Below are 19,910 nucleotides of genomic sequence, written 5' to 3'. Positions count from 1 at the left end.
GAGTTCGGGTTAAATAAATGTGGCTATTTCATCCAGCGATTTTTTATCAAGTGCATGCAGAGGCACCGTTGCATGCTCATCGGGGTAGCCTGCAATTAATAGCATATAAGGACGTTCGTTGTCTTTATCACGGCCACAAATATCGGTTAAAAAGCTCATTGGTTTTGGGGTGTGGGTAAGGGTTGCAAGGCCTGCTCGGTGTAGTGCTTGAATTAAAAAACCAGTGGCCAGCCCTACCGATTCATGTACATAGTAATTAGTGTTTTTATCGTCCGTATTTACACCCCCCTTTTTTTGACTAAACACTGCAATCAACCATGGTGCGTGCTCTAAATAGGGTTTATTAGCATCGGTACCTAATGGTTTCAATGCATCAAGCCATTCTTCGCCTGCGCGACCTTCATAAAAAGAGCGCTCTAGTTTTTCAGCGGCCTCTCGTATTTGCTTTTTAACATCACTACTATTAATGGCCACAAAATGCCAAGGCTGGTGGTTTGCACCACTAGGTGCTGTACCTGCTGCTTTAATACAGGTTTCGATGATTTCTTTTGGCACCTGGCGGTTACTAAAGCTGCGAATACTATGACGGCGCTGGCTCGTTTGTAAAAACTCCTTTGCGCGCGAGAGCATAACTTCTTCAGGGTACTCATTAAAGTCAGTAAGGGGTTGATTATCATGTTGCTGCATGGCTTTTCGCTTCTTATTAAAAGTGGGTATTATTTTTATACCTAGTCACAGTATCAGGTGCAAGCGTTATCTGCTCTGATTAGTGCTATTTATATGTCCACTCAATTTTCATTTTTACTTAAATGTAGTTAGCCTCCACTATGATTCCACAGAATCGAATTCACTCTCTTACATGTGAAACCCAGCCGCATGTGTTGAGGCTTTTCTGTGGCTCTGATTTTATTGAGTTCTATTAATAACCATGCATTTGCAGTTAACTTCGTTCCACCTTTGAAAGTAATGGTATACGCTTTCCCGTTAAATTTCCTATAAAGTCATCCGCTGTTTTGTCATAACGCTTACCCCAAGTGTTCTGAGGCTTCATTGCTTGTGTGCTTAACCTCTTTATCGATTTCGCTTGCGTGACTAAATGGCTAAATAACACGAGCAATGGAACTCAAGTTACATGTAAAAAAGGGTTGTTTTGAGCATTGAAAAATCTCACTTTTAGTTAACGTAGCGTCCGCTTTAAGATAATCACTGCCTGATTAAGTTCACTGTTAAAAAGTGTTGCCGGTTCTACGATTTGCCTACAAAGCTATAACTGTTTCTTACTATTTAATAGAAAACCAATGTATACAATTACAACTCTTAAATACATAAAAAGGACAAACCTAATGAAGGCGTTAATCACATGTTCAATAGTAGTTATGCTGAGTGCATGTTCTTCGGTGACGATTCAACCACAAAAAATTGCTAAATTAAGTGATAAACCAACATATCAAGATAGCCGCCCTTTTTTTATGTGGGGACTCGTTGGCGAAGAGCGTGTGAATGTGAAAAAAGTATGCGGCGATCAAACCGTAGTGCAAATGCAATCGCAACAAACAGTGATAGATGGGGCTTTAGGGTTGGTCACATTAGGTGTTTATGCGCCTCACACAGTAAAAATATGGTGTGATGAGCAGCGAGTGGCAGGGGAGGTATTATGAAAAAATTAACGGTATTAGCAGCAAGTTTAGTGATACTTAGTACGACAGGGTGTACTAATATTCATTTTGACAATGGCGAATACACAGCGTCAGAGACAGCGAATAAAACAAAACAGTGGCATCACAATTTTGGACTCGGGTTATACGAAGGTTCCGATGCGATTAATTTATCGCAAACGTGTGCGGATGGTCAGTGGCAGAGTGTTCATACGTATAAATCATTTGTGAATGGTTTAGCTGAAATGGCCGTTAATGAAGTAGGCCCTGTTTGGTACCCTAAAACTGTCGAAGTCGACTGCGTTAAGGTACCTTACAAGGTACAATAATTATTCGTAACGCAGTGCATCAATAGGATTTAGCCTTGCTGCTTTTATAGCAGGGGCTAATCCAAATACTATCCCAATTAACGAGGTAAAACCAAACGACAACATGATTGCCCAGCCAGGTATATAAGCGTCTGGCATGCTAGGTACCATAAGTGAAATTAACGCAGCACCCCCATAGCCAATGGCTAGGCCAATTAAACCACCAAATAATGAAAGTACTACAGCTTCGACTAAAAACTGCAGCATAATAAACCCAGGTGTTGCACCAAGCGCTTTTAATGTACCAATAACGCGGGTACGCTCGGTGACAGATACAAGCATAATGTTCATTACACCAATACCGCCAACTACAAGACTGATACCTACAATCCCTGCGGTAATTGCTGTAGCGCTACCTGTAAATTTATCAACATTAGCGCGTGCTTTTTCAGCTGTTTCAAATTCAAAGTCGTTTTCTTGATTGTCTTTTAGTTTATGTAACTGGCGTAAAATGCGAGTGATTTTAGCAAGTACCAATTCTTCATCACTGTCTTCTTTGAGTCTAAACATAATTTGTACATTACTGCTGCTACTTGCACCCTCTAATGCGCTCATGGTACTGATGGGAATATTAATATAATCGTCTTGATCGAACCCCAATAAACTACCTTGTTTTTCAGCAACACCAATAATTCTAAACCATTCGCCGCCAAGTTTAATATATTCGCCTACAGGGTTTTTTGGTAGGTTTAGCTTTTCAATAATGGATGGACCAATAAAAGCGACTCGACGGCGCTTTTCATCATCCTCAGCGCGAATAAAGCGCCCAAGTTCTGGAAAGGTTCTATACGCTTTTTGGTAATCTTGCTCTGTACCCATTACTCGTGATGAGTGGCTTTTATTTCCATATTCAGCGCCACCAGAAAAACGCCAAGTAAACATCAGTGCAGTGAGTGTTTCAGCCTCTTTAACACGTGCTTTTAAGGCTAAAAAATCGTTGTAAGTGAGTTTAGCGTTTTTGCCCACCATTTCTTGTTCAATGCTGGTAAAGGGTTTAATTGTGGTTACATCAGGTGCCATATCTGCGAGTTGATCGTTAATTTGCTTAGTAAAGCCTTGCATAACGGCTACCACTGTAATAACCGCGGCAACCCCAATTATAATCCCTAAACAAGTGAGTGCGCTTCGCATGGCATTGGCTTTAATGGCCATTAGTGCTGCTTTTGTTCCTTCCATAATTGCAATAGCAGATTTAAACATGCTGTTTGTCTCCTTCACCTTTACGCACATCGCTCACTACCTTGCCATCAACTAAGCGAATAACTCGCTGGCAATGATCTGCAATTTCTTGTTCGTGAGTTACCAAAATAATGGTGTGGCCTTCATTATGTAGCTCATCAAATAGCGCCATAATTTCAGTGGTGGTTTTGCTGTCTAGATTCCCGGTTGGTTCGTCACCGAGTAAAATATGCGGTTTTGTGACTAAGGCACGGGCAATTGCAACACGCTGGCGTTGCCCACCAGAGAGTTGGCTCGATAAATGGCTAACTTTGTCGCCAAGGCCAACTCGTTTTAAGGCATCCAAGGCTTTCTGTTTACGTTGTTTTGCGGGTATAAACCTATAAACCAAAGGCTGCATCACATTTTCAAGTGCCGACGCACGCGGAAGTAAGTTAAAGCTCTGAAAAATAAAGCCAACACTTTCGTTACGCTGATGAGCGAGCTCGGTTTCTGTCATACTTTTTACAAGTTTATCTTTTAAAAAGTAATCCCCAGTAGTCGGAGTATCTAAGCAACCCAATAAGTTCATTAAAGTTGACTTACCTGAACCTGAAGGACCGATTATAGCGACATACTCGTTTTCATTAATGACCACGTTTACATCATCTAGGGCCTTAAAGATTTGCTCACCCATTTTGTATTGCTTGTTAATATGCTCAAGCTTGATTACCGCCGACATTATTGCGCATCCTTGGCAGTTGTTTGCTTAACTTTTACCGTATCATTTTCTTTTAGTTTACTGATAGGACGTGCAGGGCCAATAACAATTCGCTCCCCTTTATTTAAACCTTGGGTAATTGCTTGCTCTATATCTGAAGAAATACCCACTTCTACATAGGCTTTGCTTACAGTGTTGTCGTCGTTTAAACGCCATACAAACGTTTTGTCATCTTCTTTTTGTACGGCTTCGATAGGGAGCTTTAAACCATTCACAGCAAGGCTTGTTGCGATTTCTGCACGGCAGCTCATACCTGCATATAGTTGCCTATCGGTATTATCAAGTAACACTTTCACTCGAAATGATAAACCTTGTGAACCTGCTTGGTTTTTTGCTGAGGTTCCAATGTTAATGACCTTGCCAGTGAAGGGTTGATTAGGGTACGCAGCAGCATAAATATCTGCATGCTGGTCCAATTTAATGCCAGCAATATCAGTTTCATCAACTCTGAGCTCAGCTAAAATAGCGCTTGGGTCGGCAACCAGCATTAAATCTGAGCCAATAATATTAGTGGTGCCGGCAATAACGGTTTCGCCTTCTTTAATATTTACTGAGGCGAGCAAACCACTCATTGGAGCACGAAATACACTTTTGCTAAGTCTATCTTCAGCGATTGAAAGAGAGGCTTTGGCTTGATTATAAGACTCTACTCTGGCTTCAATATCTATTTTGGCAAGGTCGCGTGCATTTTGTAAGTTCTCGTATACTTCTTGCCCTGCTAGGCCTACGTCATAAAGCTCTTTTTGACGTTTAAGCTGACGTTCAATATTCAAAAGGCGTGTTTTACTGTGTTTTATTTCTATTTCGCTAGCTCGCAATACCGCTTTATTACGTGTTACTTCTGACTCAAAAGCAGTGGTATCTAAGCGCATTAAAATGTCGCCTTGTTTTACACTTTGTCCTTCTTCAACAAACACCTTGTCGACTCGTCCGGTTACCTCTGAACGTAACTGCACTTGAGTATTAAAGACTAAATTGCCAGAGGCCATAATGGAGTCTGCAATACTACCTTGCTCAACCTTTGCAACATTTACCTCTGGTGCTTTTTCATCGCCAGTAATTTGCTTTGATACAACAAGAGCAATAAAAGCTACAATTGCAAGGGTAATGATAATCGCTTTTTTCATTTTTATTTCCGTATTTATGAGTAGGCAAAAAAGTTTGCCTACATTCCTTTAAGCAACAATAACAATTGTCCAGATGCTGTAAATGATAATGGTCGGTAGTGCAGCAAAAAGAAGTGCTTTATTAAAGCTGAAATTAGTCCAACACTTTAACCCAATAGCAACTAAAGCTATGCTCCAAAGACTAAAAATACTTAAACTCTCCATCATATTATAGAAGCTATCTCCAAGCTCTAACCCCAGCAACAACTGATTTATCGATGCATAATTAAACAAACTAATAGGTAATTCATTGTTACTGGCTGTAAGAACTAGCGCAACAACACCTAAACTTGAAATAACCATGGGCATCATGCTCCAAACACCAAAACCATACCACGCACCATAGCTATAATTAGCATCAGGGTCTTGCTTAGATATCAACATGTAATACCCAGATAGGAGTGCATTTATAAAAAGAAGGCCGAAAATCCCCCCGCCAATTGCAAACCACACTTGGTTATCGAGGCTTTGCTCCATACTTTGACGGATCATTTTTTTCTCACCGATTGTGGCATCCACACTCGCTGCAGCAACCTGCTGGTCTAAAATAAATTGTGAGTCTGCAGTGGTATAAAATGTATAAGCAGAGGCTGCAAGGGTTAGAGCGAGAAGTGCAAAAGCAAGCCAAGACCAGCCTTTAGCTTCTTTTAGCCCATTAAAAGCCTTGCTTGGGCTGATAAAAATGTCGATACAAGCAGATAGCGCGTTAGATGACTTCATGATTATTCCTTTATGATTTTCTCAATAGTGAACTATATAGTTATCAGTCATATACTAAGGTAAAAGCGAGGTAAGTTGATTTATTAATTGTAACGGTTTGTTAACAAGGTGTGGCGTGATTAGATCTAGTTGAGTTATTTAAAACGATAAAAGGGCCTTGCGGCCCTTAGTGTTGCAGCAAGTAACACATTCTTTTTATAGGTTAAAGTCTACAGCGTAGGCTACATAGGCTTTTATATCAGAGCCATCCATGTCGTTATCAGATAGGCCAAAAGTAAAACCATCTTTAGACACCGATACACCATAATCAATAATATTGTCATCACCGATGAAATCGCCTGAGTAATGCCCTATGTGTAGCGCCATTTCAGTGCCATTGCTACCAACAGCGAAGCTGTAATCGGCATTTAAATACAATGAATCACCAAAATCAGTACCATCACCACTGGCTGCAGATGTTGCAAGTACGGCTGCACCAAATGTAAAGCCCTGCACACTAATGCTACCGTAGACTTCAGAAAAATCTGCATCTGCACCTGATGCCGCATCAGGGTATGCATAATAGATATACCCTACGTCATAACTCACGCTTTCATTAATTGCGCCGCCAAAACCTGCGTATAAGTCTAGCTCGTAGGTCATTTCATCGGCCCAAGACGCATTTGACGCCCAAGTACCCGCATAAAAGCCAGATTCATTAGCGTAATCAATACCGCCAGATACAGCTGCATCGCCCCCAGTTTGCTCTTGTCCGCGCCATAAGTAGTTTGAAGTGGCTGCTGCATTTGCTGTTACTTCAGCAAATGCAGTAGTTGATGTCATTCCTGTTAATGCCAATGCACTGATCAATATTGTTTTTTGTAGTTTTAGCATGTCTCATTTCCCATTGTATGATTTTGCACGCCAAGGCTTTTTATTATGAACGACTACAACCTTTTGTTTGGCGGCATTTTATTATGTTACTAATGGGGTATTTGCACTGTGTGTGCCAAATTAAACTTATTCGTTTATAAATTATTTTTATTATTTAAAACAATGTATTGAAAATAATATGAGGTAGGGATAGAAAAGTAATTATTTAGCAGGTTCACTTTGCTGGTGCAAAAAATAGCCTAGCTGCACCATCAAAGCGCTGCTAGGCTATTTTATTTTTCTTGTGGGTTAATTAACCAAAAATGGCACGCATTAGGGTAATTGTTTCGTTAACACCGCGGCCTTTTTGTACTTCGCTAATAATAGAGTCACGTTTAGCACGAATATGCTCTGGAACATCATCAGCAGCAAGAGCGCGATCCACTAAAATCTCAGCAGATTCTTTGCCTCGGCGTGGCGCTTTACTGCTGCTAGAAGTGCTACGTGTAGGTTTATTAAGTAGCTTAATGTAGTTAGAGTTATCTGCAGTATTAGTATCTGCATAGTAAAAAAAGCAAGGTACAAGCGCTTTAATGTCCACCAACTGTGTTTCTAGTTCATTACCAGCATTGGCCATTTTAAACCATGACATAGCGTGAATGCTTTGTACTACATCTTGCCAGTAACGCTCAAAGTCACGGTTATTTAATTTGGTGATACCAAGTGCGGAGCAAAGTGCATCTAAGCGACTGTTACTAATTGGAGTAAACACATCAGGGCGGCGCATTGCTAATAAGCGGGTGGCAGGCGCCAGAGTTGGTTTTTCATCACTACCATTAAATGCACTCAAGTAAGCAATTACAAATTGTTGGTAATCATTTTGCGCTACATCACCCTCAAGTGGAATGTTGCTAAGGGCATCGTCGAATGCGCCTGGCAAATCAGCCAGCATCTGGTGAAAACCTTTGGCGCTTTTGGTAGAGGCAAACCATTCTACATCAAAGTTATAAGTACTCGGATCGAGTGATGCCATATGCTTACCGCTAAAAGCGAGTAAGTCTTCAGGGATCATCTCTTTTAACGGCTTTTCACGCAGACCTGCAATATAAGCAGTTAAACGTAATTGCTCATCAAGTGCCACCAGTTCTTTATGTTGCTCTACAAACATACTCACTACTGGCCAAGGTGCTACCCGTAATGTTTTTAACTGTAAAAAGCTAATGGCTGAAATAAGTTGGTCATGCAGCTTTTTTAATAGTGGTAATTGTTGGCTTTCGAGTAAGTCGTAATTAATACGGTCGCGGCTTGCACTTAATAGCTCATAACACCAACCTAAAAAGTCTTCTGGATGGTTTTCCACTTTCACAGCCATCAGGTTTAGGCTTAGCTCTGAAGATTGCTTCAGGATATTTTGATAAATTTGACTTTCTTGCTCGCCTAATGCCATTTTTGACGGTGAAATTAGCAGTTTCTTCATGCCTTGTAGACTCTCCGGTTAGATATACTTTTTAGTCGCTTCATTTTAGCTTATTTAGGCTAAATACAACAGGGCCGGGGATCATACCTAACAATTGCATCAATGTAATCAGGAGCATGAATCTTTAAGTTTATTAAAATGGGTCTTCAAAACCTGATTTAGAAAGAGGGGGGCTCTAATTGATATGCTTTTTATTTATTTAACAATGCTTTTGGCGCTAACTCCCGCTATGATAAGAACATTATTTGCACGTTTGAAAGGATGATCATGAAGACCTTATTTAAAATTATTGGTGTCATATTATTGCTATGTATAGCGTTAATTGTTGCTGCACCATTTTTAATTCCTACTGATACTATTTTTAATAAAGTGTCTGAGCAGGTAGAAAAAACAACTGGGCGCACATTAACGATCAAGGGAGATAAAACCCTCAGTGTATTTCCTGCATTAAAGCTGGAGCTTAATGATGTGCATTTTGCCAATATGCCCAGTGGCTCTCGCGCTGATATGGCAAGTATGCAGCAACTTGCTGTTCATATTCCTTGGCTTTCATTACTCGGTGGCGAACTAAAGCTAGAAAAGTTTGTAATTAATGAGCCTGATATTTTGCTAGAAACCGATAAAAGCGGCAAAGCAAACTGGCAGTTATTTGATGCAGTGGCCAAGCAACCAGAGCAACAAACTCAAGCGGGAGAGGCTGTCAAACTTCCTGAAAACTTTGATATTCAATTAGGTGAAGTCGCTATTTATGGCGGGTCGTTTACTTATTTAGATGGTCAAACGGGTGCTAAACAAAAAATTAGCGATTTAGAACTGGCTATATTACTGCCTTCACTGCGTAAACAGCTTGAAGTAACCGGTGCTATTACTTATATGCAAGAGCGATTTGAACTTGATGTAAAACTTAATACACCAGCAAAAGCGATTGAAGGCGCCACATTTAATGTAAAGCAAACGCTTAACTCACGTTTAGTAGATTTAACGTTTGATGGCAGCATAGCCAAACAAGGCCAAGACATTAAAGGACTTTTAACACTTAACGGTGATTCGGTTAAAAATATTGCTAACTGGCAAGGGGTTGACTTAAACGCTAAAGACAATGCGTTTAACGCCTTTAGCATCAATGCTGAAATGCACTTACTCGGTGAAGAGTTTAACTTAACTGAATTAGTAGCAACGCTCGATGCACTCGAGATTAAAGGTAAAAGTAAGTTAAATTTAGGCGGTCGCTTAGCTGTTAATGCTGATATTGACTTAGGCATGCTTGATTTAAATCCTTACTTACCTGAAACCGTAGCAAAAAAAGAAGTCCCTGCAAAAGACGACTCTAAGCCTGCAGAGCCGATAGTGTGGGATGATACTAAAATTGATTTAAGTGGCTTAAGCGCACTAGATGCAGATGTGAATGTTCGTTCGAGTGGCTTAAAAGTGAACGATATAAAACTCGGCGCAAACCAATTTACTGTAGCACTTAAAAATAGCATTGCTAAATTAAGTTTAGACAGCTTTGCGGCTTATGAAGGAACAGGTAAAGGGGTGGTGACTATCAATGCTCAAAATACCCCTTATAAAATAGCAACCAACTTCGATTTAGACAGAATAGCCGCACAACCATTACTTAGCGATGCTGCAGGCTTTGATAAACTAATGGGCAAAGGGTCGTTAAATTGGAATTTAACTACAGCTGGGCAAAGCCAAAAAACATTTATAAATGCGCTCAATGGTAAACTCGGGTTTAAGTTCGCAGATGGTGCGGTTAAAGGAGCAAACGTAGCGGAAATGGTACGTAAGGGTAAAGAGCTAGTTAAAGGCAACTTTAATGCCGTGTCTGAGGGACTAGATACAGGATTTGAAGAATCTGAGAAAACCGATTTCTCTGCACTTTCTGGTAGTTTTAACTTTACCAATGGCGTAGGCAAAAATACTGATTTATCGTTGATCAGCCCTTTAATGCGCATTTCAGGTGAAGGAGACGTTGATTTGCCGCAAACTCTGGTTAATTACCGCCTAGTAACAGGTCTCGTTGACTCTATTGAAGGTCAAGGTACTACTGATGATAGCACTGGCTTTAAAATTCCACTGAGGATAAAAGGCCCATTCCATGATGTTGGTATAAAATTAGATATAGGCAGTGCGGTTAAAGATGAAGCAAAAGAAAAAGCTAAAGACAAAATTAAAGACAAATTAAAAGGTTTGTTTGGCTAATTTTAATTACTGATATAAAACAAGGCACCGTAAAGGTGCCTTGTTTGTTTTATAACCACCTGTAATTTAGATAGATAGCATAAAAAACCAGTTTCTAATTTATCGTCCGCATTAAATTAATTAAAAAATAACCTACCACTCCCCCCTCAATGCTGATACAATTGCCCGCCCTTAAGAGACATCTAGTATGTTTTTTGAGTGGAATTCAATCGAAATGTCTTGATTTTAAACAAATTTAAGACAAGTTGTAATTACTACACCGGAGGTCATTAACATGATCCAAATGCAAACTCAGCTGGAAGTTGCTGATAACAGCGGCGCTCGCAAAGTGCAGTGTATAAAAGTCCTTGGTGGTTCACACCGTCGCTATGCAGCGATTGGCGATATCATTAAAGTTTCTGTAAAAGAAGCGATTCCTCGCGGTAAAGTGAAGAAAGGTGATGTTAAAAACGCGGTAGTTGTGCGTACCAAAAAAGGCGTTCGTCGTCCAGACGGTTCATTGATCCGTTTCGACAGCAATGCGGCTGTTATCTTAAATGATAACTTGCAGCCTATTGGTACTCGTATTTTCGGCCCTGTGACTCGCGAACTTCGTAATGAAAAGTTCATGAAAATCGTTTCACTAGCCCCAGAAGTACTGTAAGGAGTCTATCATGGCAGCAAAAATCCGTCGTGATGACGAAGTAATCGTACTAGCAGGTAAAGACAAAGGTAAGCGCGGCAAAGTGCTTTCAGTTGTAACCGAGTCTGGTCGAGTATTTGTCGAAGGCATTAACTTAATCAAGAAACACCAAAAGCCGGTTCCACAGTTGAACCAAGCTGGCGGTATTGTTGAGAAAGAAGCGTCTATCGACGTATCAAACGTTGCGATCTACAACTCGGAAACGAGCAAAGCAGATCGTGTAGGTTTCAAGATTGAAGATGGTAAGAAATTACGTATCTTTAAATCTACTGGTAAAACTATCTAATAGTTGGAGTAGAATGATGGCGAAACTGCATGAAGTATATAAAGACAAAGTAGTTGCTGAACTTCAAGAGAAGTTTGGTTTCAGCTCTGTCATGCAAGTCCCTCAGATCGAGAAGATCACATTAAATATGGGTGTGGGCGAAGCCTTAGCTGACAAGAAGATTTTAGATAACGCTGTTGCGGATCTAGAAGCTATCTCTGGTCAGAAACCTTTAATCACTAAAGCACGCAAATCTGTTGCTGGCTTCAAAGTGCGTGAAGGTTACCCGATTGGTTGTAAAGTAACCCTACGCGGCGAGCGTATGTGGGACTTTTTTGAGCGTTTGGTTTCAATCGCTATCCCACGTATCCGTGACTTCCGTGGTGTAAGTGCTAAGTCTTTTGATGGACGTGGTAACTACAGCATGGGCGTACGTGAACAAATCATCTTCCCAGAAATTGATTATGATAAAGTAGACCGTGTACGCGGTATGGATATCACAATCACTACATCTGCGAAATCAGATGAGGAAGGCCGTGCGTTGTTAGAAGCGTTTAACTTCCCATTCAAGAAATAAGGGTAGGGTTATGGCAAAGAATTCTATGAAAGCGCGCGAAGCAAAGCGCACTAAACTAGTTGCTCAGTACGCTGAAAAGCGTGCAGCACTAAAAGCTATCATCAGTGATGTTAATACATCTGAAGATGATCGTTGGGACGCGGTACTTAAGCTACAAGCTTTACCTCGTGATTCTAGCCCTGCACGTCAACGTAATCGTTGTAACATTACGGGCCGCCCACATGGTTTCCTTCGCAAATTCGGCATGAGCCGTATTAAAGTTCGCGAAGCAGCTATGCGCGGTGAAATTCCTGGCCTTAAAAAGGCTAGCTGGTAATAGAATCATGGGAGTAAGACTATGAGCTTGCAAGATCCTATCGCGGATTTATTTACACGAATCCGTAACGGTCAGTCAGCGAAGAAAGTATCTGTAACGATGCCTAATTCGAAACTGAAAGTAGCAGTAGCTAATGTATTAAAAAATGAAGGTTACATCGCAGACTTCGCAGTAAGTGGTGATGTTAAACCTGAGCTTTCTATCGAGTTAAAGTACTTCGAAGGCAAAGCTGTTATTGAAAATATCCAGCGTGTAAGTCGCCCTGGTCTACGTATCTATAAGAGACGTGACGAATTACCGAAGGTAATGGGTGGTTTAGGTATCGCTATCGTATCAACTTCTAAAGGCCTAATGACAGACCGCGCAGCACGTAGTGCAGGCGTTGGTGGTGAAATCATTGGTTTTGTAGCTTAATCGGAGGGGAACTATGTCTCGCATAGCAAAGGCACCAATAAACGTTCCTGCCGGTGTAGAAGTTACATTAAAAGGCCAGGAAATCACAGTTAAAGGCAAAAACGGTGAACTTACTCGTACAATCAACGATGCAGTTGAAGTACAAGTTAACGACAACGTTATTACAACTTTACCTCGTGAAGGCGTAGCCAATGCATGGGCACAAGCAGGTACTGCTCGCGCTCTAATCAACAACATGGTTGTTGGTACGCATGAAGGTTACGAGAAGAAACTTCAGTTAGTAGGTGTTGGTTACCGTGCTGCAGCTAAGGGCAAAGTTTTAGACTTAACTCTTGGTTTCTCGCACCCAGTTAATTTCGCAGTTCCTGAAGGAATTACGATTGAAACTCCAAGCCAAACAGAAGTTCTAGTTAAGGGCGTAGACAAGCAGTTAGTTGGTCAAACAGCTGCTAACATTCGTGCATACCGTAAACCTGAGCCTTATAAAGGTAAAGGTGTTCGTTATTCAGATGAGAATGTACGCCGTAAAGAGGCTAAGAAGAAGTAAGGTAAGACGATGGATAAAAAAACAGCTCGTCTACGTCGTGCTAAACGCACTCGTAGAAATTATATTGAACAAGGCACAACGCGTCTTGTTATCCACCGCACGCCACGTCACATTTACGCTCAAGTTGTAAACGCTGAGGGTAATGTACTGGCTGCTGCTTCTACTGTTGAGAAAGCTATTAGCGAAACAGTTAAAGGCACAGGCAACGTTGCAGCTGCACAAGCAGTTGGTAAAGCGGTTGCTGAACGTGCGGCTGACAAAGGCATCGAAAAGATTGCTTTTGATCGCAGTGGCTTTAAATATCACGGCCGTGTGAAGGCGCTAGCTGATGCTGCGCGTGAAGCCGGTTTGCAATTCTAGGAGTAGACAATGGCTAACGTAGAAGCAAAGCAACAACAGCCTGATTTAGCTGAAAAGCTAATCGCGGTGAACCGTGTGTCTAAAGTAGTTAAAGGTGGTCGTATCTTTAGCTTTACTGCACTAACTGTAGTTGGTGATGGCGCAGGTAAAGTAGGTTTCGGTTATGGTAAAGCACGTGAAGTTCCAGCTGCTATTCAAAAAGCAATGGAAAAAGCACGTCGTAACATGATCAACGTAGACCTAAATGGCAACACATTACAGCATCCTGTTAAAGGACGTCATGCTGGCTCACAAGTGTTTATGAAACCAGCATCTGAAGGTACTGGTATCATTGCAGGTGGTGCTATGCGTGCAGTACTTGAAGTGACTGGTGTGCAGAACGTACTTTCTAAATGTTACGGTTCTACTAACCCGATCAACGTTGTACGTGCAACGATCTCAGCACTTGAGAACATGAATTCTCCTCAGTCGATCGCTGCAAAACGTGGTCTTCGAGTAGATGAGATTTTGGGGTAAACCATGGCTAATAAAACTGTAAAAGTAACACAAGTAAAAAGCTCTATCGGTCGTTTACCGAAGCATAAAGCTACATTACGCGGTCTTGGTTTACGTCGTATCAATCACACTGTTGAGTTAGAAGACACAGCATGTGTGCGTGGTATGATTAACCAGGTTTATTACATGGTTAAGGTAGAGGGGTAATTCGATGCATTTGAATACACTTTCACCTGCTGCAGGTTCAAAAACTGCTCCAAAACGTGTTGGTCGTGGTATCGGTTCTGGTCTTGGTAAGACTGGTGGCCGTGGTCACAAAGGTCAAAAATCACGTTCTGGCGGTAAAGTACGCGTTGGTTTCGAAGGCGGTCAAATGCCTATGCAACGTCGTCTACCTAAGTTCGGTTTCACTTCTCGCAAATCTTTAGTATCTGCAGAAATTAACCTATACGAAATCGCTAAAGTTGAAGGCGATGTGGTAGACCTAAGCGCGTTACAAGCAGCTGGTCTAGTTAAAAAGAACGTTCAGTTCGTTAAAGTTGTTAAATCTGGCGAAGTTTCACGCGCTGTTACCGTTAAAGGCCTTAAGGCTTCTAAAGGTGCACGCGAAGCTATCGAAGCTGCCGGAGGCAAGGTAGAAGACTAAGGAAGTACTAATGGCTAAACCAGGTCAAGATACACAAAGTGCACAAGGTGGACTTTCGGAATTGAAGCGCCGATTACTCTTCGTATTGGGTGCTATCATAATTTACCGTCTAGGTTCATTTGTGCCGATCCCTGGGATTGACGCCGCTGTACTTGCCGATTTCTTCGAGCAACAAAAGGGCACCATTGTTGAGATGTTCAACATGTTTAGCGGTGGTGCGCTTGAGCGAGCTTCAGTGTTAGCACTGGGTATCATGCCGTATATCTCGGCTTCGATTATTACGCAACTATTAACGCATATGTATCCGCCGTTTATAGAGCTTAAGAAAGAAGGTGAGCAAGGGCGTAAAAAGATAAGCCAGTACACACGCTACGGCACGCTTGTGCTTGCTACTATCCAATCAATCGGTATTGCCACAAGCTTACCGGGCATGATGAACGGGTTAGTTGTTAACCCAGGTATGGGATTCTATTTCACCGCAGTGGTGAGCTTAGTAACCGGTACTATGTTCCTTATGTGGTTGGGCGAACAGATAACAGAACGTGGTATCGGTAACGGTATCTCAGTTCTAATATTTGTTGGTATTGTAGCTAACCTGCCGTCTGCTATTGGTTCGACAGCCGAAATGGCGCGCCAAGGTGATTTGAATGTTTTTGTACTGTTGATGGTTGCGGTTATAGTATTCGCTGTTACTTATCTTGTTGTATTCTTTGAACGTGGTCAACGACGTATCGTTGTTAACTACGCCAAGCGTCAACAAGGTCGTCAAGTATTTGCTGCTCAAAGCACGCATTTACCTCTGAAAGTAAATATGGCGGGTGTTATTCCACCAATCTTCGCTAGCAGTATAATTCTGTTCCCTGGTACAATTGCAAGCTGGTTCGGCCAGGGTGAAGGTCCGGTTGCTGATGTGCTACAAGCAATTGCTACAACGTTGACTCCAGGTCAGCCTTTGTATGCAATGGTTTTAGCTGCGGCTATCATCTTCTTCTGCTTTTTCTACACAGCGTTGGTTTTTAACCCGCGTGAAACAGCAGACAACCTGAAAAAATCTGGCGCATTTATCCCAGGTATTCGTCCAGGTGAGCAGACATCTAAATACATTGATAAAGTGATGACACGCCTGACATTGGCAGGTGCTTTGTATATAACCTTTATCTGTCTGGTGCCCGAATTCATGACTATGGCATGGCAAACGCCATTCTATTTCGGCGGTACATCAATTTTGATTATCGTTGTTGTAATCATGGACTTTATGGCACAAGTACAGACGCATCTGATGTCACATCAGTATGATTCTGTGCTGAAAAAAGCGAACCTTAAAGGCTACGGTCGATAAGGTCAGTTTACGGAGTTGAGCAATGAAAGTACGTGCTTCCGTTAAGAAAATATGCCGTAACTGTAAAGTTATTAAACGTGCTGGTGTAGTACGCGTAATTTGCAGTGAGCCTAAGCATAAGCAAAGGCAAGGCTAAGTAAACAGTCGTGCAGGCTGAGGTTTCTCGGCCTGTGTTTTTAGTTGTGATTTGGTCTTCGTTTGAGTATCCTTACGGGCTTTTCAAACAGATGATTACCAAATTCAAATATAGGAGATGTGTTAGTGGCCCGTATCGCTGGCATTAACGTCCCTGATCATAAACATGCAGTTATTGGTTTAACAGCTATTTATGGCATAGGTAAGACTCGCTCTAAGGCTATCTTAGAAGCGACTGGTATCGCCGAGACCACAAAAATCGGTGAACTTTCAGACGAAACACTTGACGTACTGCGTGAAGCAGTTGGCAAGTACACTGTAGAAGGTGACCTTCGTCGTGAAGTTACTTTGAATATCAAGCGCCTTATGGACCTTGGTTGTTTCCGTGGCCTACGTCACCGTCGCTCTTTACCACTTCGTGGTCAAAGAACAAAGACTAACGCGCGTACCCGTAAGGGTCCTCGTAAGCCTATTAAGCGATAAGGGGATAGTAAAATGGCTAAGACACCAATTCGTCGTAAAAAGGTTAAAAAGCAAGTTGCTGATGGTATGGCTCATGTTCATGCGTCTTTCAACAACACTATTGTAACGATTACCGACCGTCAAGGTAATGCACTATCATGGGCTACTGCCGGTGGTTCAGGTTTCCGTGGTTCACGTAAATCTACTCCATTCGCTGCTCAGGTTGCTGCAGAGCGTGCAGGTACTGCTGCTCAAGAATACGGTTTAAAAAATCTAGAAGTTTTCATCAAAGGTCCAGGTCCAGGTCGTGAATCTGCTGTACGTGCTTTGAATGCTGCTGGTTACCGTATCACCAACATTACTGACGTGACGCCAATACCACATAATGGTTGTCGTCCACCGAAGAAACGTCGCGTTTAACAATAGGTTAGGAGAAATAACATGGCAAGATATTTGGGCCCTAAGCTCAAGCTGAGTCGTCGTGAAGGTACTGACCTGTTCCTTAAGAGCGGCGTAAGAGCTATCGACTCTAAGTGTAAACTTGAGACTGCACCTGGTCAGCACGGCGCTCGTAAAGGACGCTTATCTGATTACGGTTTACAATTACGTGAAAAGCAAAAAGTACGTCGTATTTACGGTGTATTAGAAAAGCAATTCCGTAACTACTACAAAGAAGCTGCTCGCCTTAAAGGCAACACAGGTGAAAACTTGTTACAGCTTTTAGAGCAACGTTTAGACAATGTTGTATATCGCATGGGTTTTGCTAGCACACGCGCTGAAGCACGTCAGTTAGTAAGCCACAAAGCGATTCTAGTTAATGGTCGTGTTGTGAATATTCCTTCATACGTAATTACTCCAGAAGATACTGTTGTAATCCGTGAGAAGTCTAAAACACAAGCACGTATCATCGCTGCTCTAGAGTTGGCTGAGCAACGTGAAAAGCCGACTTGGGTTGAAGTTGACGGTAAGAAATTGGAAGGTAGCTTCAAGCGCCTACCTGAGCGTTCAGATCTGTCTGCGGACATTAATGAACAACTAATCGTCGAACTTTACTCTAAGTAAAGTTAAGAGTTAAGAGAGGATAAAATGCAGGGTTCTGTTACAGAATTTCTAAAACCAAGGTTAGTCGATATCGACGCTATCAACCCAACGCGTTCTAAAGTAGTTTTAGAACCACTCGAGCGTGGCTTTGGTCACACTTTGGGTAATGCCTTACGCCGTATACTGTTATCATCTATGCCTGGATGTGCAGTAACTGAAGTTGAAATCGACGGTGTATTGCATGAGTACAGCGCGAAAGAAGGCGTACAAGAAGACATCATTGAAATACTACTAAACCTTAAAGGTCTAGCGGTAACGTTAGAAGGCAAAGATGAAGTTTTTCTGACCCTGACTAAATCTGGTGTAGGCCCTGTGACTGCGGCAGATATTCAGCACGATGGCGATGTAACAATTGCTAACCCAGATCATGTTATTTGTAATTTAACAACAAATAACAGCGAGATCAGCATGCGTATTCGTGTTGAGCGTGGTCGTGGTTATGTGCCGGCATCTAGTCGTTTATCCTCTGATGACGATGAGCGTCCAATTGGTCGATTGCTGCTTGATGCATCATTCAGCCCAGTTGAACGTATTGCGTACTCGGTTGAATCAGCCCGTGTTGAGCAACGTACAGATTTAGACAAGTTAATCATTGATATGGAAACAAACGGCACCTTAGATCCTGAAGAAGCGATCCGCCGTGCGTCTACTATCTTAGCTGAGCAATTAGATGCATTCGTAGATTTACGTGATGTAACTGAGCCAGAAGAGAAAGAAGAGAAGCCAGAATTCGATCCTATTCTACTTCGTCCAGTTGATGATCTTGAATTAACAGTACGTTCAGCAAACTGTTTGAAAGCCGAGCAAATTCAATATATCGGTGATTTAGTTCAGCGCACTGAAGTTGAGCTTCTTAAAACGCCTAATCTAGGTAAGAAGTCTCTAACTGAAATAAAAGACGTGCTAGCTTCACGTGGTCTTTCTCTAGGCATGCGCCTAGAAAATTGGCCGCCTGCAAGCCTAGCTGAATAATCTAAATCACTATATTAGTTTAGTTAGAAGGATAGGGTCATGCGCCATCGTAAGAGTGGTCGTCAATTAAACCGTAACAGTAGCCATCGTAAAGCGATGTTCAGCAATATGGCAGGTTCTTTGGTGAAACATGAAATCATCAAAACTACTTTGCCTAAAGCGAAAGAGTTACGCCGTGTAATTGAACCTTTAATCACACTGGCTAAGACTGACAGTGTAGCAAATCGCCGTTTAGCGTTTGCTCGCACGCGTGATAATGAAGTAGTTGGTAAGTTATTCAGTGAAATCGGTCCTCGTAATGCGGATCGTCCAGGTGGTTACACTCGTATTCTTAAGTGTGGCTTCCGTGCTGGTGATAATGCACCAATGGCTTATATTGAACTAGTTGGTCGCCCAGCGGCGAGCGAAGAAGTTCAAGAAGACGCGCAGTCTGCAGAGTAAGTCTTAAAGAGACACCAAAAAGCCGAGCTTATGCTCGGCTTTTTAATATCTAAAATTCACACAAAATGAATAAAGCTTTTAGCTCTATTATTAATAGCAAATTTATTCTCATTCCTTTCATCTAATAAAATAGCCTAACTAGAATCGACGAATCATAATGCGAGCGTTTAGGACTGCTATCTTTCTATTTATAAGTAAAGCTATTTAGACTAATAAATATATGACCATGTAACGACTTTTACAGTTTTATAGTTATTAATATAAAAAAGTTCGAAATAATTGATACCCACCAATAGCTCATTAACTTTATATAGTAAAGCCCTTGCCTGATGTACTTATTCGCCACTAATCTAAATGGCCATATAAAGCTAAACAATTTATTTTCTTGGTAATCGCTACAATAACTATGAAAAGATTTTTCCAAAAAATAAGTTTTTACAGCTTTAAAGGCGAAATATGATTAGGTTTAGTTGTCTTTTTAAGCGTTTAGTCTAAATATCCAGCGAACAGTCATTTATTTCAAGTTTTCTTTAAAAAAGGGTTGATCTGTTTTCGGATCGCCCTATAATGCGACCCCACTGAGACGGGGAACGCCAACGCATAGCGAGGCACGAGCTACTCAGTGAGTCGAGTAAAACTTAGTTCTGAAAACTTTCAAGTTTAACAAAATTAAGTGTTGACAAAAAAATAGGAAAGCGTAATATGCGCAGCCCTAGCGAGATAAAGTTTAACGCTTTAATCGCAACGTTCTTTAACAATATAAAGCAATCATCTGT

27 protein-coding genes are annotated in these 19,910 nt (G+C 41.5%); 20 read left to right on the top strand and 7 right to left on the bottom strand.

The window, feature by feature from the left end; genetic code table 11:
* Nucleotides 1-9: 9 nt before the first annotated feature.
* Entirely contained in the window at nucleotides 10-687 is a 678-nt protein-coding gene (locus CWB75_RS11435; RefSeq protein ID WP_138570685.1) for a nitroreductase family protein, read from the bottom strand.
* A gap of 656 nt (nucleotides 688-1,343) precedes the next feature.
* Between CWB75_RS11435 and CWB75_RS11430 the strand changes: the two genes are divergently transcribed.
* Nucleotides 1,344-1,658, top strand: a complete 315-nt coding sequence (locus CWB75_RS11430; protein WP_138570684.1) for a Bor family protein — start codon at nucleotides 1,344-1,346, stop codon at nucleotides 1,656-1,658.
* Complete coding sequence (locus CWB75_RS11425) at nucleotides 1,655-1,984, top strand: Bor/Iss family lipoprotein (protein ID WP_138570683.1); 330 nt, start codon at nucleotides 1,655-1,657, stop codon at nucleotides 1,982-1,984. The genes CWB75_RS11430 and CWB75_RS11425 overlap by 4 nt, the downstream gene beginning before the upstream one ends.
* On the opposite strand, the gene CWB75_RS11420 is transcribed toward CWB75_RS11425, so the two are convergent.
* The 6 genes from CWB75_RS11420 to CWB75_RS11395 form a co-directional block, all read right to left on the bottom strand.
* A complete protein-coding gene (locus CWB75_RS11420; RefSeq protein WP_138570682.1) occupies nucleotides 1,985-3,223 on the bottom strand; it encodes an ABC transporter permease in 1,239 nt (412 codons plus the stop codon). It abuts the gene before it with no gap.
* A complete protein-coding gene (locus CWB75_RS11415; protein WP_008115410.1) occupies nucleotides 3,216-3,923 on the bottom strand; it encodes an ABC transporter ATP-binding protein in 708 nt (235 codons plus the stop codon). Before CWB75_RS11415 ends, CWB75_RS11420 begins: the two co-directional genes overlap by 8 nt.
* The gene (locus CWB75_RS11410; protein WP_138570681.1) at nucleotides 3,923-5,089 is read right to left on the bottom strand and encodes an efflux RND transporter periplasmic adaptor subunit; all 1,167 of its coding nucleotides are present in this window, start codon (nucleotides 5,087-5,089) and stop codon (nucleotides 3,923-3,925) included. The genes CWB75_RS11415 and CWB75_RS11410 overlap by 1 nt, the downstream gene beginning before the upstream one ends.
* A 48-nt stretch (nucleotides 5,090-5,137) precedes the next feature.
* On the bottom strand, nucleotides 5,138-5,848 hold the full coding sequence (locus CWB75_RS11405; protein ID WP_138570680.1) for a YIP1 family protein: 711 nt from the start codon (nucleotides 5,846-5,848) through the stop codon (nucleotides 5,138-5,140).
* 195 nt (nucleotides 5,849-6,043) lie between these two features.
* Complete coding sequence (locus CWB75_RS11400; RefSeq protein WP_138570679.1) at nucleotides 6,044-6,721, bottom strand: TorF family putative porin; 678 nt, start codon at nucleotides 6,719-6,721, stop codon at nucleotides 6,044-6,046.
* A gap of 292 nt (nucleotides 6,722-7,013) precedes the next feature.
* Nucleotides 7,014-8,177 (bottom strand): hypothetical protein, encoded by a 1,164-nt coding sequence (locus CWB75_RS11395; RefSeq protein ID WP_138570678.1) that lies wholly within the window; start codon nucleotides 8,175-8,177, stop codon nucleotides 7,014-7,016.
* 267 nt (nucleotides 8,178-8,444) lie between these two features.
* Here CWB75_RS11395 and CWB75_RS11390 point away from each other — a divergent pair, with 267 nt between their 5' ends.
* The 18 genes from CWB75_RS11390 (at nucleotide 8,445) to rplQ (ending at nucleotide 19,134) form a co-directional block, all read left to right on the top strand.
* Nucleotides 8,445-10,382: an AsmA family protein gene (locus tag CWB75_RS11390; RefSeq protein ID WP_138570677.1), complete on the top strand. Its 1,938-nt coding sequence runs from the start codon at nucleotides 8,445-8,447 to the stop codon at nucleotides 10,380-10,382.
* Nucleotides 10,383-10,656: 274 nt separating this feature from the next.
* The gene (gene rplN, locus CWB75_RS11385) at nucleotides 10,657-11,025 is read left to right on the top strand and encodes a 50S ribosomal protein L14 (protein ID WP_008115397.1); all 369 of its coding nucleotides are present in this window, start codon (nucleotides 10,657-10,659) and stop codon (nucleotides 11,023-11,025) included.
* A 10-nt stretch (nucleotides 11,026-11,035) separates the two neighbouring features.
* A complete protein-coding gene (gene rplX, locus CWB75_RS11380; protein WP_004589210.1) occupies nucleotides 11,036-11,350 on the top strand; it encodes a 50S ribosomal protein L24 in 315 nt (104 codons plus the stop codon).
* Nucleotides 11,351-11,366: 16 nt separating this feature from the next.
* The gene (gene rplE / locus CWB75_RS11375) at nucleotides 11,367-11,906 is read left to right on the top strand and encodes a 50S ribosomal protein L5 (protein WP_010392500.1); all 540 of its coding nucleotides are present in this window, start codon (nucleotides 11,367-11,369) and stop codon (nucleotides 11,904-11,906) included.
* A gap of 10 nt (nucleotides 11,907-11,916) precedes the next feature.
* Nucleotides 11,917-12,222, top strand: a complete 306-nt coding sequence (gene rpsN / locus CWB75_RS11370; protein WP_006794245.1) for a 30S ribosomal protein S14 — start codon at nucleotides 11,917-11,919, stop codon at nucleotides 12,220-12,222.
* A 21-nt stretch (nucleotides 12,223-12,243) separates the two neighbouring features.
* The gene (rpsH, locus tag CWB75_RS11365; RefSeq protein WP_008115392.1) at nucleotides 12,244-12,636 is read left to right on the top strand and encodes a 30S ribosomal protein S8; all 393 of its coding nucleotides are present in this window, start codon (nucleotides 12,244-12,246) and stop codon (nucleotides 12,634-12,636) included.
* A 13-nt stretch (nucleotides 12,637-12,649) separates the two neighbouring features.
* The gene (gene rplF / locus CWB75_RS11360; protein WP_006794247.1) at nucleotides 12,650-13,183 is read left to right on the top strand and encodes a 50S ribosomal protein L6; all 534 of its coding nucleotides are present in this window, start codon (nucleotides 12,650-12,652) and stop codon (nucleotides 13,181-13,183) included.
* Nucleotides 13,184-13,192: 9 nt separating this feature from the next.
* Nucleotides 13,193-13,543, top strand: a complete 351-nt coding sequence (rplR, locus tag CWB75_RS11355; RefSeq protein WP_008115388.1) for a 50S ribosomal protein L18 — start codon at nucleotides 13,193-13,195, stop codon at nucleotides 13,541-13,543.
* Nucleotides 13,544-13,552: 9 nt separating this feature from the next.
* On the top strand, nucleotides 13,553-14,059 hold the full coding sequence (gene rpsE / locus CWB75_RS11350) for a 30S ribosomal protein S5 (RefSeq protein ID WP_008115387.1): 507 nt from the start codon (nucleotides 13,553-13,555) through the stop codon (nucleotides 14,057-14,059).
* 3 nt (nucleotides 14,060-14,062) lie between these two features.
* On the top strand, nucleotides 14,063-14,245 hold the full coding sequence (rpmD, locus tag CWB75_RS11345; RefSeq protein WP_008115384.1) for a 50S ribosomal protein L30: 183 nt from the start codon (nucleotides 14,063-14,065) through the stop codon (nucleotides 14,243-14,245).
* A gap of 4 nt (nucleotides 14,246-14,249) precedes the next feature.
* On the top strand, nucleotides 14,250-14,684 hold the full coding sequence (rplO, locus tag CWB75_RS11340) for a 50S ribosomal protein L15 (protein ID WP_008115382.1): 435 nt from the start codon (nucleotides 14,250-14,252) through the stop codon (nucleotides 14,682-14,684).
* A gap of 10 nt (nucleotides 14,685-14,694) precedes the next feature.
* The gene (secY, locus tag CWB75_RS11335) at nucleotides 14,695-16,023 is read left to right on the top strand and encodes a preprotein translocase subunit SecY (RefSeq protein WP_008115380.1); all 1,329 of its coding nucleotides are present in this window, start codon (nucleotides 14,695-14,697) and stop codon (nucleotides 16,021-16,023) included.
* 22 nt (nucleotides 16,024-16,045) lie between these two features.
* Nucleotides 16,046-16,159, top strand: coding sequence for a 50S ribosomal protein L36 (gene rpmJ / locus CWB75_RS11330; RefSeq protein WP_002959476.1), 114 nt, complete (start codon nucleotides 16,046-16,048; stop codon nucleotides 16,157-16,159).
* A 125-nt stretch (nucleotides 16,160-16,284) separates the two neighbouring features.
* Complete coding sequence (gene rpsM / locus CWB75_RS11325; protein WP_008115377.1) at nucleotides 16,285-16,641, top strand: 30S ribosomal protein S13; 357 nt, start codon at nucleotides 16,285-16,287, stop codon at nucleotides 16,639-16,641.
* 12 nt (nucleotides 16,642-16,653) lie between these two features.
* Nucleotides 16,654-17,040, top strand: coding sequence for a 30S ribosomal protein S11 (rpsK, locus tag CWB75_RS11320; protein WP_002959471.1), 387 nt, complete (start codon nucleotides 16,654-16,656; stop codon nucleotides 17,038-17,040).
* Between the two features lie 21 nt (nucleotides 17,041-17,061).
* On the top strand, nucleotides 17,062-17,682 hold the full coding sequence (gene rpsD / locus CWB75_RS11315; protein WP_002959461.1) for a 30S ribosomal protein S4: 621 nt from the start codon (nucleotides 17,062-17,064) through the stop codon (nucleotides 17,680-17,682).
* A gap of 24 nt (nucleotides 17,683-17,706) precedes the next feature.
* On the top strand, nucleotides 17,707-18,693 hold the full coding sequence (locus tag CWB75_RS11310) for a DNA-directed RNA polymerase subunit alpha (protein ID WP_008115371.1): 987 nt from the start codon (nucleotides 17,707-17,709) through the stop codon (nucleotides 18,691-18,693).
* A gap of 39 nt (nucleotides 18,694-18,732) precedes the next feature.
* Nucleotides 18,733-19,134, top strand: a complete 402-nt coding sequence (gene rplQ / locus CWB75_RS11305) for a 50S ribosomal protein L17 (protein WP_008115370.1) — start codon at nucleotides 18,733-18,735, stop codon at nucleotides 19,132-19,134.
* The last annotated feature ends 776 nt before the right edge of the window (nucleotides 19,135-19,910 follow it).

Origin of the sequence: Pseudoalteromonas sp. S1608, from assembly GCF_005887265.1 — a bacterium.
Lineage (GTDB): Bacteria > Pseudomonadota > Gammaproteobacteria > Enterobacterales > Alteromonadaceae > Pseudoalteromonas > Pseudoalteromonas undina.
Note: the sequence above shows the minus strand (reverse complement) of the source record. Positions and strands in the feature narration are given on the sequence as shown.

Coding starts and splice junctions, on each gene's coding strand:
- CWB75_RS11310 (WP_008115371.1), top strand. CDS start 17,707: ATGCAGGGTTCTGTTACAGAATTTCTAAAACCAAGGTTAGTCGATATC.
- rpsD (WP_002959461.1), top strand. CDS start 17,062: ATGGCAAGATATTTGGGCCCTAAGCTCAAGCTGAGTCGTCGTGAAGGT.
- CWB75_RS11435 (WP_138570685.1), bottom strand. CDS start 687: ATGCAGCAACATGATAATCAACCCCTTACTGACTTTAATGAGTACCCT.
- rplN (WP_008115397.1), top strand. CDS start 10,657: ATGATCCAAATGCAAACTCAGCTGGAAGTTGCTGATAACAGCGGCGCT.
- CWB75_RS11430 (WP_138570684.1), top strand. CDS start 1,344: ATGAAGGCGTTAATCACATGTTCAATAGTAGTTATGCTGAGTGCATGT.
- rplR (WP_008115388.1), top strand. CDS start 13,193: ATGGATAAAAAAACAGCTCGTCTACGTCGTGCTAAACGCACTCGTAGA.
- rpmJ (WP_002959476.1), top strand. CDS start 16,046: ATGAAAGTACGTGCTTCCGTTAAGAAAATATGCCGTAACTGTAAAGTT.
- rpmD (WP_008115384.1), top strand. CDS start 14,063: ATGGCTAATAAAACTGTAAAAGTAACACAAGTAAAAAGCTCTATCGGT.
- rplO (WP_008115382.1), top strand. CDS start 14,250: ATGCATTTGAATACACTTTCACCTGCTGCAGGTTCAAAAACTGCTCCA.
- rpsH (WP_008115392.1), top strand. CDS start 12,244: ATGAGCTTGCAAGATCCTATCGCGGATTTATTTACACGAATCCGTAAC.
- CWB75_RS11400 (WP_138570679.1), bottom strand. CDS start 6,721: ATGCTAAAACTACAAAAAACAATATTGATCAGTGCATTGGCATTAACA.
- rpsN (WP_006794245.1), top strand. CDS start 11,917: ATGGCAAAGAATTCTATGAAAGCGCGCGAAGCAAAGCGCACTAAACTA.
- rpsK (WP_002959471.1), top strand. CDS start 16,654: ATGGCTAAGACACCAATTCGTCGTAAAAAGGTTAAAAAGCAAGTTGCT.
- CWB75_RS11390 (WP_138570677.1), top strand. CDS start 8,445: ATGAAGACCTTATTTAAAATTATTGGTGTCATATTATTGCTATGTATA.
- rpsE (WP_008115387.1), top strand. CDS start 13,553: ATGGCTAACGTAGAAGCAAAGCAACAACAGCCTGATTTAGCTGAAAAG.
- rplX (WP_004589210.1), top strand. CDS start 11,036: ATGGCAGCAAAAATCCGTCGTGATGACGAAGTAATCGTACTAGCAGGT.
- secY (WP_008115380.1), top strand. CDS start 14,695: ATGGCTAAACCAGGTCAAGATACACAAAGTGCACAAGGTGGACTTTCG.
- CWB75_RS11405 (WP_138570680.1), bottom strand. CDS start 5,848: ATGAAGTCATCTAACGCGCTATCTGCTTGTATCGACATTTTTATCAGC.
- rplE (WP_010392500.1), top strand. CDS start 11,367: ATGGCGAAACTGCATGAAGTATATAAAGACAAAGTAGTTGCTGAACTT.
- CWB75_RS11420 (WP_138570682.1), bottom strand. CDS start 3,223: ATGTTTAAATCTGCTATTGCAATTATGGAAGGAACAAAAGCAGCACTA.
- CWB75_RS11425 (WP_138570683.1), top strand. CDS start 1,655: ATGAAAAAATTAACGGTATTAGCAGCAAGTTTAGTGATACTTAGTACG.
- CWB75_RS11415 (WP_008115410.1), bottom strand. CDS start 3,923: ATGTCGGCGGTAATCAAGCTTGAGCATATTAACAAGCAATACAAAATG.
- CWB75_RS11395 (WP_138570678.1), bottom strand. CDS start 8,177: ATGAAGAAACTGCTAATTTCACCGTCAAAAATGGCATTAGGCGAGCAA.
- rplF (WP_006794247.1), top strand. CDS start 12,650: ATGTCTCGCATAGCAAAGGCACCAATAAACGTTCCTGCCGGTGTAGAA.
- CWB75_RS11410 (WP_138570681.1), bottom strand. CDS start 5,089: ATGAAAAAAGCGATTATCATTACCCTTGCAATTGTAGCTTTTATTGCT.
- rplQ (WP_008115370.1), top strand. CDS start 18,733: ATGCGCCATCGTAAGAGTGGTCGTCAATTAAACCGTAACAGTAGCCAT.